The 17,327-nt window shown below is 54.2% G+C and carries 14 protein-coding genes; 8 read left to right on the forward strand and 6 right to left on the reverse strand.

Annotated elements, in window-relative coordinates; genetic code table 11:
• The first annotated feature begins 364 nt into the window (after positions 1-364).
• Positions 365-1,597: an outer membrane protein transport protein gene (locus WC600_00695; GenBank protein MFA4901241.1), complete on the forward strand. Its 1,233-nt coding sequence runs from the start codon at positions 365-367 to the stop codon at positions 1,595-1,597.
• Between the two features lie 61 nt (positions 1,598-1,658).
• Here the strand turns inward: WC600_00695 and WC600_00700 are convergent, their stop codons facing one another.
• On the reverse strand, positions 1,659-2,795 hold the full coding sequence (locus WC600_00700) for an enolase C-terminal domain-like protein (GenBank protein MFA4901242.1): 1,137 nt from the start codon (positions 2,793-2,795) through the stop codon (positions 1,659-1,661).
• A complete protein-coding gene (locus WC600_00705) occupies positions 2,731-3,723 on the reverse strand; it encodes a hypothetical protein (GenBank protein ID MFA4901243.1) in 993 nt (330 codons plus the stop codon). The genes WC600_00700 and WC600_00705 overlap by 65 nt, the downstream gene beginning before the upstream one ends.
• Positions 3,724-4,744: 1,021 nt before the next feature.
• Between WC600_00705 and WC600_00710 the strand changes: the two genes are divergently transcribed.
• The 3 genes from WC600_00710 (at position 4,745) to WC600_00720 (ending at position 8,739) form a co-directional block, all read left to right on the forward strand.
• The gene (locus WC600_00710; GenBank protein MFA4901244.1) at positions 4,745-7,438 is read left to right on the forward strand and encodes a PAS domain S-box protein; all 2,694 of its coding nucleotides are present in this window, start codon (positions 4,745-4,747) and stop codon (positions 7,436-7,438) included.
• Positions 7,435-8,085 (forward strand): response regulator transcription factor, encoded by a 651-nt coding sequence (locus WC600_00715; protein ID MFA4901245.1) that lies wholly within the window; start codon positions 7,435-7,437, stop codon positions 8,083-8,085. Before WC600_00710 ends, WC600_00715 begins: the two co-directional genes overlap by 4 nt.
• 204 nt (positions 8,086-8,289) lie before the next feature.
• Positions 8,290-8,739: a response regulator transcription factor gene (locus WC600_00720; protein MFA4901246.1), complete on the forward strand. Its 450-nt coding sequence runs from the start codon at positions 8,290-8,292 to the stop codon at positions 8,737-8,739.
• A 144-nt stretch (positions 8,740-8,883) separates the two neighbouring features.
• Here WC600_00720 and WC600_00725 read toward each other — a convergent pair whose 3' ends face one another.
• From WC600_00725 to WC600_00740, 4 genes are all read right to left on the reverse strand, one after another.
• Complete coding sequence (locus WC600_00725; protein MFA4901247.1) at positions 8,884-9,636, reverse strand: hypothetical protein; 753 nt, start codon at positions 9,634-9,636, stop codon at positions 8,884-8,886.
• A gap of 137 nt (positions 9,637-9,773) precedes the next feature.
• Positions 9,774-11,522: an ATP-binding protein gene (locus WC600_00730; GenBank protein MFA4901248.1), complete on the reverse strand. Its 1,749-nt coding sequence runs from the start codon at positions 11,520-11,522 to the stop codon at positions 9,774-9,776.
• Positions 11,523-11,670: 148 nt separating this feature from the next.
• The gene (locus WC600_00735) at positions 11,671-12,174 is read right to left on the reverse strand and encodes a TlpA disulfide reductase family protein (GenBank protein MFA4901249.1); all 504 of its coding nucleotides are present in this window, start codon (positions 12,172-12,174) and stop codon (positions 11,671-11,673) included.
• Between the two features lie 79 nt (positions 12,175-12,253).
• Positions 12,254-13,834: a U32 family peptidase gene (locus WC600_00740; protein MFA4901250.1), complete on the reverse strand. Its 1,581-nt coding sequence runs from the start codon at positions 13,832-13,834 to the stop codon at positions 12,254-12,256.
• A 174-nt stretch (positions 13,835-14,008) separates the two neighbouring features.
• Here WC600_00740 and WC600_00745 point away from each other — a divergent pair, with 174 nt between their 5' ends.
• The 4 genes from WC600_00745 to WC600_00760 all read left to right on the forward strand — a co-directional run bounded on the left by WC600_00745 (position 14,009) and on the right by WC600_00760 (position 17,196).
• A complete protein-coding gene (locus WC600_00745) occupies positions 14,009-14,614 on the forward strand; it encodes a flavodoxin family protein (GenBank protein ID MFA4901251.1) in 606 nt (201 codons plus the stop codon).
• A 288-nt stretch (positions 14,615-14,902) separates the two neighbouring features.
• On the forward strand, positions 14,903-15,973 hold the full coding sequence (locus WC600_00750; protein MFA4901252.1) for a TIR domain-containing protein: 1,071 nt from the start codon (positions 14,903-14,905) through the stop codon (positions 15,971-15,973).
• Positions 15,974-16,015: 42 nt separating this feature from the next.
• Positions 16,016-16,405 (forward strand): thioesterase family protein, encoded by a 390-nt coding sequence (locus WC600_00755; protein ID MFA4901253.1) that lies wholly within the window; start codon positions 16,016-16,018, stop codon positions 16,403-16,405.
• 179 nt (positions 16,406-16,584) lie between these two features.
• Complete coding sequence (locus WC600_00760) at positions 16,585-17,196, forward strand: hypothetical protein (protein ID MFA4901254.1); 612 nt, start codon at positions 16,585-16,587, stop codon at positions 17,194-17,196.
• Positions 17,197-17,327 lie beyond the last annotated feature (131 nt).

Consider the following 17,327-nt stretch of genomic DNA (forward strand, 5'->3'; position numbering starts at 1 on the left):
GGTCCTCCTGCCCATAAGGCCCCGGGCTTTCCCGAACCCATGCTTCTTTCTGCCTTCTTGCGGCGATGAACCTGAAGCAGCCCTCCCGCCCCGGCTAAAAGACCCTGTGCAAAAAATATTTGACTAAATGATCTTTTCCTTTTAATAGTAGAAGACAATTATATGGATTTGTTGAAACTAAACTAACGTCCATTACAAACAACGCCTGATAGTAGCATAAGTAATTAAAAAAAATGTGATGATTTTTATTCCAAGAACTTTTAATGAGGCCAATATGCTTTTATGCTCTCGAACCCTGATAACCGCTGGTCTCTTCAAACTATTATGCTCAAGAAACTATGTACTTTTGATCATAGTGTTGGTAATGCCGATTTTGTGCTGGTGGACTTCCCTGGCCCATGGAGCCGGATTTGCCCTACTCCAGCAGGGGACCGCGGCCATGGCGCAAGGCAACGCCTTTGTGGCCGACGCCAGTGACCCCTCAGCCATCTTTTATAATCCTGCCGGCCTCAACCAACTGAAGCGAGCCCAAGTTTATGTGGGATCGTTTCTTAATTACCCGACCCGCGAGTTTAGCGGTGGCGGCCAGAACTTTCATACTGATCAAAACATTTACACGAGCTTGACGACCTATATCGCCATCCCCGTCCATAACCGGGTGGCCCTGGGCCTCGGCTTCTTTTCCCCTTTCGGCATGGGGACAGCCTGGCCATCGACTTGGGCCGGGCGCTATCTAACCACCTTATCCGATATGAAAACCTACACCCTCAACCCGGTCATCTCCGTCAAAGCTCTGGACAACCTTTCCATTGCGGTCGGGGCTGATTTTCTCTGGTCCAGGGTACAGCTCAAACGTAAGACCCCAGTGGTTTTCCGGGGGAATACCTTGCCTGATGCCGAGATCAACCTGACGGGCGACGGTAGTGGCATCGGCTACAACCTCGGTCTCTTGTACGAACCCCTGTCAGGAGTGAAACTGGGAGTTTCCTACCGGAGTAAAATCTCGGTGAAGCACGAGGGCGAAATCGCTACTGTCCTGCCGGCGCCTCTCCCGTCCGCCTTCCCCGTCTTTGGTTCTGCCAACCTCACTTTTCCCGCGTCACTGACCACCGGTCTTTCCTACAGCCGGTTGGCGCCCTTCACCTTTGAGTTTGACACTACCTGGACGGGCTGGTCTTCCTATTCCAAATTTAAAACGAACTTTGATCAGCCAATTGCGGTAAACGGCGTTTTAAACAATACCAGCACCACCCCAAAAAACTGGCATGATGCCTGGGCTTTCCGCTTCGGGGCCAATTATGAAATCCGGGAAGGTATGAAGATCCGGGCCGGATATATCTACGATCTCACTCCGGTACCCGATTCCAGCTTTGAACCTCAGGTGCCCGACGCCAACCGTCATATCTTTACGGTGGGCGGAGATATCAAGGTCTTGACGAGATTCACCCTGGGAATCGCCTACAATTACATCTTGTCCGAGAGCCGCACGAAAAACAACGCGATTCCCGTCAATGGCGTTCCGGCCCCCTTGCAAGCCAACGGCAACTATAGCAGCGACGTCCACTCACTGGGACTCAGCTGCACCTTCCAATTTTAGTGGGTCCGAACAAGAGGGGTGGGGAGAACAAGCCCTATCCATGGGCTTGCTCCCCCCATATTTACTGGACTGTCTCCTGGCGATGAGACACGGCCAAATCCGACAGCACTTCATCCAAGACTTCAATTCCCAGGCCGAAGCCGGGAAGCTCATGGGCCAGGCCGCCGTCTTGAAAGACCACCGGCTGGGCTACTACGTCTTTGAGCAACAAGTAGTTGGAGAATGATCCCTCCACATAAGACAGATGGGGAACGGTCAAGGCGAAATGACGACCCGCAGCCGACAGGATGCTGGTTTCTCCCACATGACAACCCAACTGGCATAAAATGCCGGCCCTCTCGGCCATTCGCCTGATCCGGGTGGAAGCTCCCAAACCGCCGCACTTGGACAGACGGATATTAAAGACCTGGCAAGCCTTAAGGTCGATCAAACGGCGGGCATCCTCTTCGGTGCAGAGAGACTCATCCGCGATCACCGGGATCTGCACCGCGTCCTGCACCTGCTTGAGGCCGGTAAAGTCGGCCTTGGCCACCGGCTGTTCCACCGCGCTGATCCGGTAGGGCTCCATCTCCTTGAGGCGGGCAATAGCCTCGGAGGGACTCCAGGCCGAGTTGGCGTCCACCCGGATATCAACCTCGAAGCCCAGGTGATCCCGGGCCATCCTCAGGGTCGAAAGGTCTGCATCAGTCCCCACCTTGAGTTTGACAAACCGCATGTGATTGAACTTGACCAGGTTGAATATCTGCTTCATCTGTTCAGGCGACATCATGGGGATGACCGCGCTATAAACCAGACTCTGTCTCAGTTTGGTCCCGATCAGCTCGCTCATTGGCAGCATCCAGCTTCGGCCGGCGGCATCCAGCAAGGCCGTTTCCAAGGCACAGAAGGCCGCCGGGTGGCGCCAGGCCTGCGTCTCCCTATAGAGGTCCTCCATGGCTATGATTAACGCCTCGGGGGAATGAAACTTCCTGGCCAAGAGTTCCGGCGCCAGAACCTCTTGGAGAAAGGCGAGGCTGTCATTCAGCACCTCGCCGGTGACAAAGGTCCGGGGCACGCCCTCGCCATATCCTGTGACGGTGTCCGCCGTGGTCACCCTGAGAACCAGGTTGTCAGAGCCCACGTGAGTTGCCAGATTATGCTTGATCGGCGATTGAAAGCCCAATTTCAGGTGCCAAATATCCATTTTCTTGATTATCATGCTCGACCTCAACGTGAGATTTGATCAGTTTACCAAACTTCTTCCACTGGTACCATTGCTCCGGGAGAGCTTCCACGGTGTCTTCCAGCACACTCAGGCAACGCTCGCTCAAAGACAGGTGCCCAGGGAAGGCCCCATTTCCCACCGCGGTAAGGTTGCAGGTATAGTCTTTCTTGCCGTCCCGTTGCACCAGGGCCGTGACGACCTGGGCCCCCGAACGTTTCTGCAACAGCTCCAGGGTCCGATCCGAAGGGAGCCGGCAGTTGAGAAATGAACTATGACGGCGAGGATCAGGCCGCCATTCATCAAATTCATCGCACTCGGTGATGAGAATCCGGCCTTGCTTGAGCGCCTTCATGGCCGCCAAAATAATGTTGCCTTCATCCGCGTCGATAAGTTCCAGGCCCACCGCAGTGGCCCTCGCCCCCATGGATTCCCGCAGGCGCGTGGTTTGGAAGCGGCAGATCATGGACGTAGGATAACCGTTCAAGGCTAAAGCGCCGGGCAAAAATTCCACTGCCCCGAAATGGCCGGTGACCAGCAGAATTCCCTTGCCCCCTTCCAAGGCTGCCTGAAGATTCTCGGTGCCTGCAAACTTTATCTTAGTTTTCAAGAATTTACACAGTCGGGGGAAATGAGAATAGCCGACGAACAGCTTCTCATGATAATGGTCGAAAATTCCCCGGAAGGCCCCTTTGATTTTCTGGTTGAGGTCGGTGGAGGCATATTTTCTGCGAAAAACATATCGGAAGGTATTGCGAATCAGGACTTTTTCAGACCAATTCAGGAGATAGTAAAGCTTTCCCAGGAGCATGATATAGCCTCGAGAAACCGAGAACGGTAAAAAACGGAACACCCAGCTATTAAATTTCATTTGCAAGAACTTGCTCAGGGAGAGTTTGGGGAATCGAAGCATTTTTAAAAACATATTCCTTTCTCCTTTTATATAAAATATTGTAAATCCTTTAAAATATTAGCCTTATTCGTTGAAAGAAATCAGGGTTTCCCTGATTTTGACAGGAGGGTTTCCCTGATTTTCTGCTGCGAAATACCTTATTTTTGGGGGGGAAAAGGAGGGCCTGACAAAACCCAGGCGTAGCCTGCATGAAAACAACCTTCAATATGAATAGGTTAGTATTGACCATTGGAGATTGTTTTATTATAATCACACATTTTTTAATAAAATTGTAATTTTGTTTTAATTATATTATTATGTATAATTATGTTATTATGTAGTTCTTTGTTTATTGGCTTATTATGCTTATGAGGCCCTACAAGTAAGGCCTTGCAATCTATCTCATTACCTATCGCCTTCAACCCAATTTATTAACTCAACTTCTTGAAAGTATTATCTTTTCTAAAGTCACGCCTGCCGGTTTTCCGGGTTGGGCGCAGTTTGCAAGACCTTTGGGTATCTGTCCTGAAGGTGTTCTCTAGGTTCCCCATCCCGGTCTCCCGCCTTAGCGGCAAAGGACTGAGGCGAGAATCCTGGCCAATTCAAGTAATTTCGCCGCATGTCGATAACTAAATTAGAATTCGGAATATTCGCGTTTTTGCTTGATTGGCTCGGATGATGAGCAGGTCTCGCAAGCGGTGCCGCTACGTCAGGACCGTCGCAAAGGGGCAGGTCTATCGGACTCGAATAATACGTCTCAGGCCGGGGAAAAACTTGGCATGAGGCAGGGAACCAACTGAACCCCTTGAAAAATAAATGCGGGTTGACTTTTGCCGGTAGTTCTTTATGATGCCCGTGGGTCTTAGGCTTAAAGCTAAACTCAAATAGATTTTTGATAGTTAGGTATGGATTACCGGCTTCCGCTTAGTTTCTTCCAGGGCGGCGATGTCAACGAAACACCTGGGGGGGTTCTCTGGATAAGTTTTTCTGATGCAACCTCTAGACCAATAATCTGTTATAATAAATAATAGTTAAGCGTGGTGACTGGCGCGCGGTGAGTCCAAAAGTGATGGTGGAGTCGGGTATGGCCATGGAGAAGCACCATAGTTGCCTGAATACCCGGGCTATAATCGAATATTTCCAAGAAAATCGGCCGAATGAGGTGGATAGGCTCATGGCCGGGCTGGGCCCCGAAATTGAAGGCCTTAGCAACCCGCAAGAATTCTTAATGGAGGTCAATAATTGGGTGTCCAGTGATGTGGTCACCAAAATGTTTGAGAATGCCAGAGTTATTACCCAAGAAGATGAAGTCGCCTTTAAGATGGGGTTTGAATCCGCCGCCAGGAAAAAGTTGGGCTATGTTCAGCGGATTATCATGTTCGCTTATAAAAATCCCCGCCGCACCCTCAGAAAAGTTCAATCCATTAACGATAAGTTTAATAAAAATAAGCGCATAGAAATTGTGAAAATTAGAGGAGATGCTGCAGTTATTCGCCTGCACTGGTTTAAAGAAATTCCCGCCAGCGTTGACTATTGTTTATTTAATAAAGGGATTTACTCTGGGATCCCTACCATTTGGGGTCTTCCTCCCGCCACCCTGCATGAAACCAAATGCTATTTTCGGGGTGATGAATATTGTGAGTACCACTTTAAATGGCAAAGAAATTTTTCTTTAAGAGAAGGACTGCTAAGGCTTCTGGTTCCCTGGCGGGCGCTCAACTATACGATTGAAGAACTTGAGCGGGATAAAGAACTCCTGAAGAAAAAGTTTGATGAGATTCATCGCTTGAATATCCAACTCAAGGAGAAAATCGATCAACTCATCTGTCTGCAGGAAACCAGCACCGCCGCGCTCTCCGTCCTCCATCTCGAGAAGCTGCTCCAGGTCACGTTGCGACTGCTTATCAACTCCGCCAAGCTGGATCGTGCCGGGATTCTGCTCCTGGACGAAAAAGGCGAGTCCTTGGAACTCACCTGCGCGGAGGGAATCGCCCCTGAACTTTTTGAGCAGGTCAGAAATTACCAAATTCCCATCAGCAAAGTAGATAACATCATTGCCCGGGTCGCCATGACTGGTATTCCGGTGGTGATTCAAGATGTGACCCGCAGTAAACTGAACATGAACAACCCCCTGATCCAATTCTTCAAACCCAAGGCCTTCATTCTGGTTCCCCTCACGGTGCGGGGCAAGGTCATCGGCGTGCTCATGGCCGATCGAGTTCACGAGGACGCGTTGATCAGCGATAGCGACCGGGACTTTATTGTCAGTTTTGCCAACCAGATCGCCATCGCCCTGGAAAATGCCATTCTCTACCGCAAGATAGCCGTATCCGAACGGAAATACCGTGAGCTGGTGGAAAATGCTCACGATGGCATCTGGATTATCGATGAGCAAGGTCTCATTAAATTTGTCAACCGCAGAATGGGGGAGATTACCGGCCAGGAGGCCCTGGAAGGCAGAAGCATCTACGATCTGGTGGATCAAGAAAATCACAACCTGTTAGAAGATGTCATGGCTCAAAACCGGATGAACCGGGTGGCCCAGCAGGAATTGGACATCACTTGCCAGAACCGGGGTCTGGCCTCGGTTATTATGAGTTCGGTCCCCATGTTTGAAGATGGCGTTTTCACCGGCGCTTTTGCCATGATCAGTGATATCACGGCCTTGCGGGAAACAGAAAAGCGCTTCCGAAAAATCTTCGAAGAAGCTGCCCATGGGATGTCGCTCGTGGATATGGAAGGCCACATCCAGGATGTCAACCCGGCTCTTCTGAAGATGCTGGGATTTAATAAGAATGACCTGGTCGGAAAATCTTTCAAGGCCCTCCTTTTCCAGGAGGATGCCATGAGAAATGGCCGGCTGTTTAATGAACTATGCGACGGTAAACGGGACTCCTACTCCCGGGAGACTCGCTACCGGCATAAAGATAACCGGGTGGTCTGGGGGCAGGTAACCGTGTCACTACTTCGCAGCAGCGGCGGCGCCCCGCAGTATGCCGTTGCCATGGTCGCGGATATTACCCACCGGAAAAAAGCCGAGGAAGATATTCGCACCTACCAGGAGCAACTCCAATCTCTGGCTTCCGAGCTGTCCCTCACCGAAGAGCGCGAACGGCACCGTCTGGCCACCGACCTGCACGATCATATCGGCCAAGCCCTGGCCGTCTCTAAGATCAAGCTGGGGGTGCTGCAGAGGTCTGTGACTGCCCCGGACCAAGCCAAACCTCTGGGTGAGGTGCGGGAACTCATCGAACAGATGATCCAGGACACCCGCTCCCTGACCTTTGAACTGAGCACGCCGGTCCTTTACGAACTTGGATTTGAAGCGGCAGTGGAATGGTTCGCCAGGCATGTCCGGTCCCAGCACGGTATCAATGTGGAAGTGCAACAGGACATGGCGCCCATCCCCATGGATGATGAAATCAAGGTCCTGCTGTTCCGGTCGGTGCGGGAGTTGATGATCAATATTGTCAAGCACGCCCAGGCGCACAATGCCCGGGTCACCATCCGAAGAGAGAACGACGGCATCAACATCGCAGTGGAAGACGACGGTGTGGGCATTAAAAACGTCCCGCGGGATTCAAGGTTAAAAAGTGACAGCGGTTTTGGCCTCTTCAGTATTAGGGAACGCTTGCATTACCTGGGAGGCCAGGTGCAGGTGGAATCGGAGCAAGGCCGGGGCACTAAGATAACCCTCATAGTTCCCCGCCAACATATCCGGAAGGCTCAAGTGGGGATAGCGCAATGATCAAGATCATATTGGCGGATGACCACCAGATTGTGCGTCATGGACTCCGTAGCTTGTTGTCGTCGGAACCCGATATGGAAGTCGTGGGTGAAGCCGACAATGGCCGGGCAGTGGTCCGGTTGGTCCAGGAAAAATCACCCCAGGTGGTGATCATGGACATTTCCATGCCTGATTTGAACGGCATCGAAGCTACCCGGCAGATCGTCGCCGATAGCCCTGGGGTCAAAATTATCGCCCTGTCGATGCATTCCGACAGCCTCTTTGTCTTGAATATGTTCAAGGCCGGGGCCTCAGGCTACCTCTTGAAAGATTGCGCCCTGGAGGAATTGGTCAAGGCGGTGCGCACGGTGTTAAGCCGGAAGATCTATCTCAGCCCCGGTATTTCCGATATCGTGATCAAGGACTTTGTCATCGGCTGGTCTCCCCCGGATTCCTCCGCCTATTCCATCTTAACCACCAGGGAACGAGAGGTCCTCCAATTGATGGCCGAAGGCCGGAATACCAACCAAATCGCCGAAAACCTTTGCGTCAGCGTGAAGACCGTGGAAGCCCACCGCAAACAATTGATGAATAAGTTGGATATTCACAGTGTGGCCGAACTCACCAAATACGCTATCCGCCAGGGTCTGACCTCTTTAGAGGCTTGATCTCCCCATATCCCCCTCCCCTTAAAAATCCAATATAAGGGTTTTCGGAACCCAAAATTAGGGATTCCCTAAGTGCTTTTAAGGGAAAACCCTAATATTTTCACCATAGCTCATGAGGTTGAACTTCGTTCAGGCCCATGGATGGGGATTCCCTGATTTTCCAAAACCCCTTTTGACAAGCCCGTGGCTTGTCCGGGAGACGGTATGACCATCAAGATCATCTTGGCGGACAACCACCGGATTATTCGTCAGGGTCTCGCCCACCTCCTGGCCGGGGAACCCGACGTGTGCGTCGTGGGGGAAGCGGAAGATTGCGCTACCACCATCAGGCTCATTCAGGAATTCTCTCCCCAGATAGTGATTTTGGATATTTGCCTGCCCGACGCCAACGGCATGGACGCGACCCGCCGCATTGTGTCTCAATTCCCTGACATCAAAGTGATTGCTTTGTCCATGCACTCCGACAGTCTCTTTGTCATTAATATGCTCAATGCCGGCGCCTCGGGCTACTTGCTGAAAGATTGCGCTCTGGAAGAACTGGTCAAGGCCATCCGTACCGTCTTGACCAAGAAAATCTATCTCAGCGCCAATCTGTCCAGCATGCTGGTCAAAGATTTGGCCAGCCGCATCACCGTTAACAATAATGACAAATGACTGCGTGCGGACCAGGGGCCGGGGCCGAGCCCTTATCCGGATTTTAGTCGCCTCAGCCCCTCCCTGTAATAATCAGGCTATTTTTCCCCTCTCCCGCGGCAGCGCGGTATATCGGCAGGTCGCGTCGTTGCCTCAGCCCTCGCTTCAGTAGCCCACCGGCAGCCGGTACAGGATATCGGCCAGTTCCTCGGCCGAGCCCACCGGCTGATCCGTTTCGCCGTGCAGCTTCAGGCACTCGGCCCACAGGCCCGGCAAATCCCGGCCGGCCGCCTCCCACTGCACTTCCAAGGGAAAGAGGGGATTGTCCCGGCTGGCCGCCTCCCAGGCTTTGAGGTCGGCAAAGCGCTGGTCCAGAATCTGGGCCCGTTCGAAGGCGCTGCCCACGATATCCTGATTGAACCCGGTGCTCCAGAAAAACTCGATGAGGGCCGGCACCGCTTCGGCCAGGGGCACCCCTTCCAGCATCTCCGGGCGGTAGCGCAGGCAGACCCTCTGGCTGCCGTAGTGCCCCGGTTCCCCGCGGACGTTGGGCAGGTTGGTATGATACAAGGTGTCGTCTAAGGCACTCAGGGTATGGTTCCGGAAGAACATCTTCATTTCTTCGAAACCGTCCCGGTAGAAGGTCAGGACATAGAGGATATAAGGGAAGGCCAGACGAAAGGGCTGGTAGTCGTCCGTCCCTTTTTTGCCGCTGCTGACCCGCACGGTGCGGCATTGGGGGGGATGCTCCACCACCAGGTAGAGGAGATCTTTCCTCTGGCAGAGCCAGCGGGTCCCCGGGGGTAAGATCGGCAAACGCGGCGGCATGACCCGGGCCACGTAGCGCAGCACTGCGTCCAGAGGCGCCCGGCGGGCCACCCGCCCCTCCCCTGCTCCCGCGTCCTCCTGGAGAATCATCTCAGGTCCACTAACGATGATCTTGTCTTTATTTATCGAATGTTCTCCAGTATAGGACAGGCGTTTTCGCCCGTTTAGGAACAGCCGGGGGCGGCTGTTCTACATTTTTTTAAGGAAATATGGCTGAAACACTTCGCCTAATCCCCGGCTTCCTCGCTCCCTCCGGCCCAGCCCCAGACCCGCTCCGGCACAAAGCGCCGGGAGGAGCACTGGTTCAGGGCCAGGCGTTCCATGTGGCGCAGCACCTCCATCTGGTGTGGCGGCAGAAAGTCGTCGATCACCTGCTTAAAGTCGTCCCGGCAGACCTCTTCCCGGCCCGCCAGGCGTGCGGCGCGGTAGGCCCGATAGACCAGTTCCTCGATATCCCCGCCGGTGATTATGTCCGGGTGCCGGGCTTCCAGGTAGCGGGTGATGTCGTCGAAGTCCGGGAAGTCGCAGCTAATCTGGCTGCGCCGCGCCACCACTGCAAAGATGTGGGACTTCTCGGAGGTGTCCGGCATGAAAAAGGGAATCCGTTCACTGGAACGGCCCGAGCGCAAATCCGCTTTATCCAGCCGGTCCGGGCGGTTGGTAATCCTGATCCACAGGACCTTGCCCTGGATAGCCGGATCACCCATGAAGTCAAAGCGCATCTGCCTGAGGCGGTTGCCCACCCCGGTGTCGCCGGAGTATTCATCCCGGCCATGCTCGCTCTGGTCCGCCTCGTCCTCCACTACCACCACAGGAGTAAGGCTGCGGAGGGTGTGCAGGGACTTGAAAAAATTGCGTTCACTTTCTCCCACCCACTTGGTGCGAGGGTTGAGCAGCTTAACGAAATTAAAACCCGTGTCCCGGGCCAGGCCTTCCGCCAATGCGGTCTTGCCCACCCCCGGCGGCCCCATCATGGTGATGCCCCGGGGCACCAGTTTATCGTCGCCGGCGTGGATGGCCCGCACAATCTGGCCGAAGTAAGCCTTAATGGGTTCCATCCCCCCGATCTCTTCCAGGCCGAAACGGGGTTCGATGACCTCAATGAGCCCCACCAATTCCTGGCGCAGCAGGTCCTTCTTTTTTCTGCGAACCATCTCCATGGTCAAAGGCGTCCGCCGGGATTGGCGCAGAAGTGACCGAAGCAGCCGGAGGCTTAAGCCCGCCCCCAGGTTGGCCAGGCTCTGGGCAGGAAGCTCCAGGCGACAGGGGCTTACGGCCAGGAGGTGTTCGATAAAATGTTGGCGGGCGGCTTGATCCGGTGGCGGCACCTCGATAATCTGGGCGCCGTGGCGGCTTAAGAGCAGATTGGCGTTTAACTCCGCCAGGTTGCCGGTAGTCAGGACAATCACATGGCCCTGTTCCACCAACTCCAGTTGCCGGGCCCAACGCAACAAGGTCACCAGAGAGGCCCGGTCCGGCTCTCCCATGGACCCCAGGTCCACCGCGGGCACGATGGTTTCGGCATACTCCAGGATCAGGGCCAGGGGTTTGGTCAGGCCGCTTACCTGGCAGGTGGCGGTCATCACCCGCTCCGCCAGTTGCAGCACTTCCCGGGGGCTTTGGGGCAGGGGTTTGGGAGTGGGTTGTTGACCCAGGGCCTTTAAGGCCCTGGCCCGGACCCGGGACACATCTTCTTCTGCGCCCGTATCCGGCAGAGGTGGTTCCAAAGCCAGACGGAAGGCGTTTTCGCAGGGGTCGTCCCAGAACTCCAGGCCCAGACCGAGGTTATAGAAGACCGCATGACGCTCCTGGGCAAGCCAATGGCCCAGAAAATGGCGAAACGGCAGGTAATCGCCGTTTACCCGGATGTAATCGAAAACTTGCCCATGGAGGATAAAGAGGGCCGATTCTCCCTCTTTGAGGTGCTCCTCCAATTCCTGGGCCCATTCCGGTAGGTTTTGCCAGGGGCCCATCATTCTGCCTCGCTGCTGGAAGGGTGTGAGGCGGGGGAGGATATGGGAGTGAAGGCTAAGCCACGCGGCCTCCCCTTAATTTATTTCAGAACATGGTTTGCCGTTCATTATCCATATGGATGTTTATCGAGTGGCGAGCTATGAAGCCCTGTTACAGCAAGGGCTCGATCAACTTTTGGAAAGCTTCCTTTTTTCGGGTGCCCTCGATCCGCTGCTTGATGTTGCCTTGCTTGTCGATAATGACCGTGGTGGGCACCACCGCGATACTCCCATAGGCATCGCTCACCTTATCATTGCCGACGAGCACCGGGTACTGCAGGCCCAGTTGTTTTACCAGGAAACGGATTTGCGTGGGGTCGGAACTCAGGGCAATACCAAACATCTGCAAGCCCTTGCCTTTGAGCTCATTGTTGATTTTGTTCAAATCCGGCATCTCGTCCCGGCACGGACCGCAAAAGAAGGTGAAGAAGTTGATCACGACTACCTTGCCCTTGAACTGGCTGAGGGTGTAATCCTTTCCCGTAAGGACGTCTTTCAGGGTGAAGTCGGGGGCGGGTTTATCAGCCCAACTTGGGGACGTCAGGGCCAGGATGCAAATGGCCACCATCAGCATCCGAGCCATGATCCAGGAAAGGCGACATGACTTCTGAGGCATTATTGGTCTCCTTACTCTGAGATAAGGTGCCTTATATTTTTCACGAATATATCAAAAAGGCCTCAGGCCCGCAATTTATTTACCGGCGGGGGCGATCCTGGGGGCGGGCCACCAGCCAGGCCGGGATTTGGCCCCGAGGCCGCGGGCTATGCGGCAGGGCCACCATGAGCGGGAAGATGGTCTGCTGTTTGAACCAAGGTTCCATATCCAGGAGATTCTGGGGAGCTTTGAGGCAAAGGAAGGCTTTGCCATCTTCGGCCATCCAGCGCAGGTTGGCAGGCGGGGTCAGTGCGGCGGCTTCTTGAGGGCAGACAGCCAGGACCGCACAGTGGTAGAGGTAACTCCAGAACCTGCCCGAAGGCGCAGCCGCGAGGATATCCTGCCAGTGCTCGGCCTGATGCCCCGGGGGCAGGCAGACTCTAGACACCTTGAACTCCCGGAAGGCTTTCACGGACCAGGAATTACGCACCCCCAGGGTTTGATCCCCGTAAACCTGGCCATCGACGGCCCCGGCCAGGGCTACCGCCCCCCAATCGCCGGCCACAAAGCGGCTATAACCGCCCTGTCCGAGGGTTTCCAGGGCTTTTTGGTAGAACGCCAGGGACGACTCCGGGATGGCGGGGGGCAGTCGCCAGATGAGCCGCCGCGGACCCCAGTGGCGATGCTCCGGCAAGAAAGCGGCATAATTATCCGAAGTCAACGTCAGCACCAGGGGGTCCCGCCATTCCCGGGACAGCTCCTCGGCCTCGGCGTAATCCCGGGCCTCCAGCCAGATCCGGCCCCGGGCCAGTAAATTCGGCCGGGAAGCGCTTGCCGCGCTTTGCTGCGAGGGCGGCAGCGGGTACACAGGGGGACCTTGACAAGTTCCTGTGGGCGGGGCGGCCATCCGAAGGCTCTCCCCAAAGGCTTCCACCACCTGCCGGGCCGCGGCCAGGACTTTGGGACGCTCCATCGGGGAGGCCGTCGCCACGGCTTGAAAGAGCCCGATCACCCGGGTTAGGGACGCGGGAGCAAAGAGTTCTCCCCTGATCTGGACCGCCTCGATACCGAGCTGACACAAGCCGGAAAAGGTTTCCAGGGCTGCCATCAGTGTCCCGGCGTTTTCCGGCCGGGCCAGGCAGCAGGTTGCGCAGCTCACCCCCAAATACTCTGCCATCAGGCACAGACTGGCATACCCATGACAGCCGGTCAGCAAGGCAACGGCCAGGGGCATGGCAGTTTGACGCCGCATCAACGCCAGGTCTTTTAAACTCACCGGCCCTTCCACCACCACCCGGGTAAACCCCAGGGTCTCTGCCAGCCGCATTCCCGGGGAGTTATGGGCGCCCCAGTTCCCCGCGGCGACCAACGGCAGGTGGGGATAACGCCAGCGGGCCTCCTTAACCAGGCCCAGGTCCCGGAGCTGCAAGCCGTCGGGATTAAGCCGGGCCACTTTCTCGAGCTTATCTGCCACCTTTGGCAACTCAGCTTCCGTAAGCAATTCATCCCAAACGAGATAAAATTTGAGGCCCCGCTCTCGGGCCGCGGCCTGCCAGTCCGCGAGTTCGGACCAGACTCGGGCCTCAGGGTCCCGGGGGAGGGGAACCGCAACTGCCCCCGCACCCTGCTCGCACGCGACGGCCAAAGATTCCTGGTTCAAAATGTGCACCACTAATTCCATTCGTTATTCCATCTAGTTCCCTCTCCCCTTTGGAGGAGAGGGTGAGGGGGGGCAATCTCTTTCTTGCTCCGAATAATAAAATCAAACGAAAAAACTATACACTAAAAACCGTCTCTCCTTGACATCACCCCATGGTATTCCCTATTGTTACTCAATCACCTCAAGGAGATTACCATGAAAGTCCTGGGCATATTCGGCAGTCCCCGCCGGCAAGGGAACTCCGACACCCTTATGAAGGCTTTCCTTCAGGGCGCGGCCGAGGCCGGCGCCGCGGTGGAAGAAATCTTCCTGCGCGAAAAAAAGATTTCCCCCTGCCTGGAAATATATCATTGTTTTAAAGATGGCACCTGTCCCATTAAAGACGAAATGCGGGAACTTTATGACAAGCTCATCGAGGCGGACGTGGTGGCCCTGGCTTCACCGGTTTTCTTTTATAGCGTCAGCGCCCAAGCCAAGGCCATGATCGACCGCACCCAGGCCCTGTGGGCCCGGCGTTATGCGCTCAAACAGGACTTCCCCGGCGGCAACCGTCAGGGAGTCCTGTTGTGCACCGGCGCCACCAAGGGGCGTCTCTTGTTCGTGGGCTCCCGCCTGGTGGCCAAATATTTTTTTGACGCCATCAATGTGCGGTACGCCGCCGAACTCCTGGTGCGGGGCGTGGATGAAAAAGGCGCCATCAATGACCGGCCCGAAGTCTTAGAGCAGGCCCGGAACCTGGGCCGTAAGGTGGGTCGGGGTGAGATGCTGGGCCCCATCAAGATGGACCCGTTGGCGGTTTAGTAATGATAGTAAGTATACGGTAGACAGTTAAACTCTAAACCATTTTTGAACTGCGGTGCCAAGGTTGCCATCCCAAATAGAACTATCTATCGATAAACAAGGAGGACGAAATGAGCAAAAAATGATTTCCCGGGTCATGGCTGCTATTATGTTGAATACATTTGACTATCTCTTGTAGGGGCTTTTTCAAGCAATTCCTTTACAAAATAACTGGGAAGTAGGAATAGGGGAAACTTGCGGTATTAAATCTTATACGCCATTGAATCTTACATTAGGGTGATTAAACGGATGGAACCAATTAGGGTAAAAGTAGTCCAATTTGGAAAACTCCAGACCGATGAAGTTAATAATATATTAGGTGTAGCTAACTTATGTCAGCCTACGTATTATTTCGATGAAGTGCAAGACCTCAAAGTTGATCTGTCTCCTTATCGGTTACCAAATAAGAGTTATGACCTTGATACAGCTACGGAGCAACACGTACTTCCAAAGTATTATGAGCGTCCGCTCATTGTACTTACATCAGAACCTTATGGAGCACCTGCGCGTGGATCAGAAGAGGAGGCGTTCTATTTCTTAGGCGCTTTAGAGACAAATGTCTCAATAATCAGCACTTATTTGTGGAAAGATTCCAAAGAGAACGGGAGTCTTCAATTATACTTGCTTTTCATGATTGGAACCAGCCTTATTTCTGAATATGCCGGCCTCCAATTTCATGATGAAACGAAGGGATGCCTTTTCGACTTTTGTGAAGAACCTATCGATATTTATAGGTCACTGAAATCCGATAATTTTTTTTGTCCAACTTGCAATACCTATATCGAGCGGGCATTAAGAGAAGGTAGGATAAACATAGATCAGCTTGTGTCAGCAATGCGAATCATCAACCGCGCACGTCGGATCGAATTATCATGCTTCATTAGCTACAGTCACAAGGATGAGGCCTTTGCAAAAAAACTATATTTGCGAATGAAAAAGAGAAAGCTGAAGGTATGGTTAGCAGCCGAAGATCTGGGAGACGGCATAATCCATGATCAGCTTGAACGTTCAATCAGATTGCACGATAAACTTCTCCTTGTTCTCTCGAATAACAGTATGTCAAGTGAGTGGGTCAAAACAGAGATACGCTGGGCAATGGATGTAGGCATCAAGGAAAACATTAACAAATTGCTGCCAATTCGTCTTGTAGAAATGGACTCTGTCAAAGCATGGAAGCTCTTTGATTCGGATATTGGAAAAGACTTGGCACGCGAGATTCGTGAGAATCTTATTCATGATTTCTCCAATTGGCAAGATTTGAAGGCCTTTAACCGCTCGTTTCGTCGATTAATACGATATATATATGAAATCGCCATGTAGATCATGGCAACAGACTACTGACTACCACCCCAAGGAGGTCTTATGGCACTGGCTGTGGGTATGACCCATGAAATGCGGCTCAAGACCGGGCCGGAGCACTCCGCCCAGAAATTCTACCCCAAGGTTCCCAACGTCTTCGGCACCCCCTTCCTGGGAGGCCTCTTCGAAGGGGTCAGCGCCGACCTGATGGCCTCCCATCTGGCGGAAGGTGAAACTTCGGTGGGCATGTCCATGAACTTAAAGCACACCGCGCCCACCCCTTTGGGGATGGAAGTGCGGGCCGTCACCGAAATCACCCTGGTGGAAGGGCGCAAGATCACCTTTAAGCTGGAAGCCTTCGACGAGAAGGAAAAGATTGGCGAGGCCGTGCACGAACGCTTTATAATCAACGCAGAGAAATTCAATCAGAAGTTGGAGGCCAAAAAAAGCTGAACACGGGCGCATCCTCTCTGGATTTTCCTTACGATCTGGTATCGCTGGGCCATTTCGAGGCCGGCGGCGGCTGGGAGGCCCAAATCCGCCAGTATGTCCGCAAAAAGTACCGCGACGACCTGGCGGGGCTGGCAGCCATCGACCCCCAGGCTTTAGCCGGACTCTTCCGGGGGGAGCTGGTGCCGGGCCGTCCCTACGCCACCATTCAGTGGGTGCTGCGGGTAGCTCCTTTCCGGCCCCTGGAAATTTTCCTGCTCTTCGACCAGGAGTCCGAGTTCGGCACGGACCTGCGGGTCTTTTATGCCCGCAAGAGCCTGGTTGTCCCCACCGAGGACGCCTACGTCTTTGCCTGGGATTACGTGGCCCTGCTGGCCCGCTATGGCCGGGGCAAGTTTTCCCTTAAGAATAACGGTCCCGGCCGGGAGTGGCTGCCGTTTGCGGACTTCGCCCCGGAAGGGACCGGCCCTATGCAGGAAGTCTCTCTGGGAGTCCGGGAAGAAATCTTGGAGAAGGTGGCCCCCGAGGTGGTGGAGGTGGCCATCCGCCGGATGGATTGCGGCGGTTTTGCCCAGGCCGAAGACTTCTGGGAGGTGATTTGGCCTGTTTTGGGGGATATGTCCTTCCGGTTCCGCTACGGCCCCCAGGGGTCCGAGATGGCCTTTGACAGCGTTGGAGCCCGGAAGTACGCGCCGGAATTCCTCCTGAGCTTTGCCTGGCTTTATATCAATGGGCTTTTGCGGGAGTGTCGTCAGGTGGATGATTCGTTACCGAAATTGTCCGCCTATTTTTAGCCGGATGAAATGTGTTCATTGCCATAAGGCCAGCATCACTCTGCGTCCTACGTGAAGCGGGGTGGAAATCTGCTGCCCGGGATGCGGCCGCATCTATTCCGCCGAGGAAGTCAAAGAACTGGTCCGGCAAA

The sequence above is a fragment of the Desulfobaccales bacterium genome, assembly GCA_041648175.1.
Lineage (GTDB): Bacteria > Desulfobacterota > Desulfobaccia > Desulfobaccales > 0-14-0-80-60-11 > 0-14-0-80-60-11.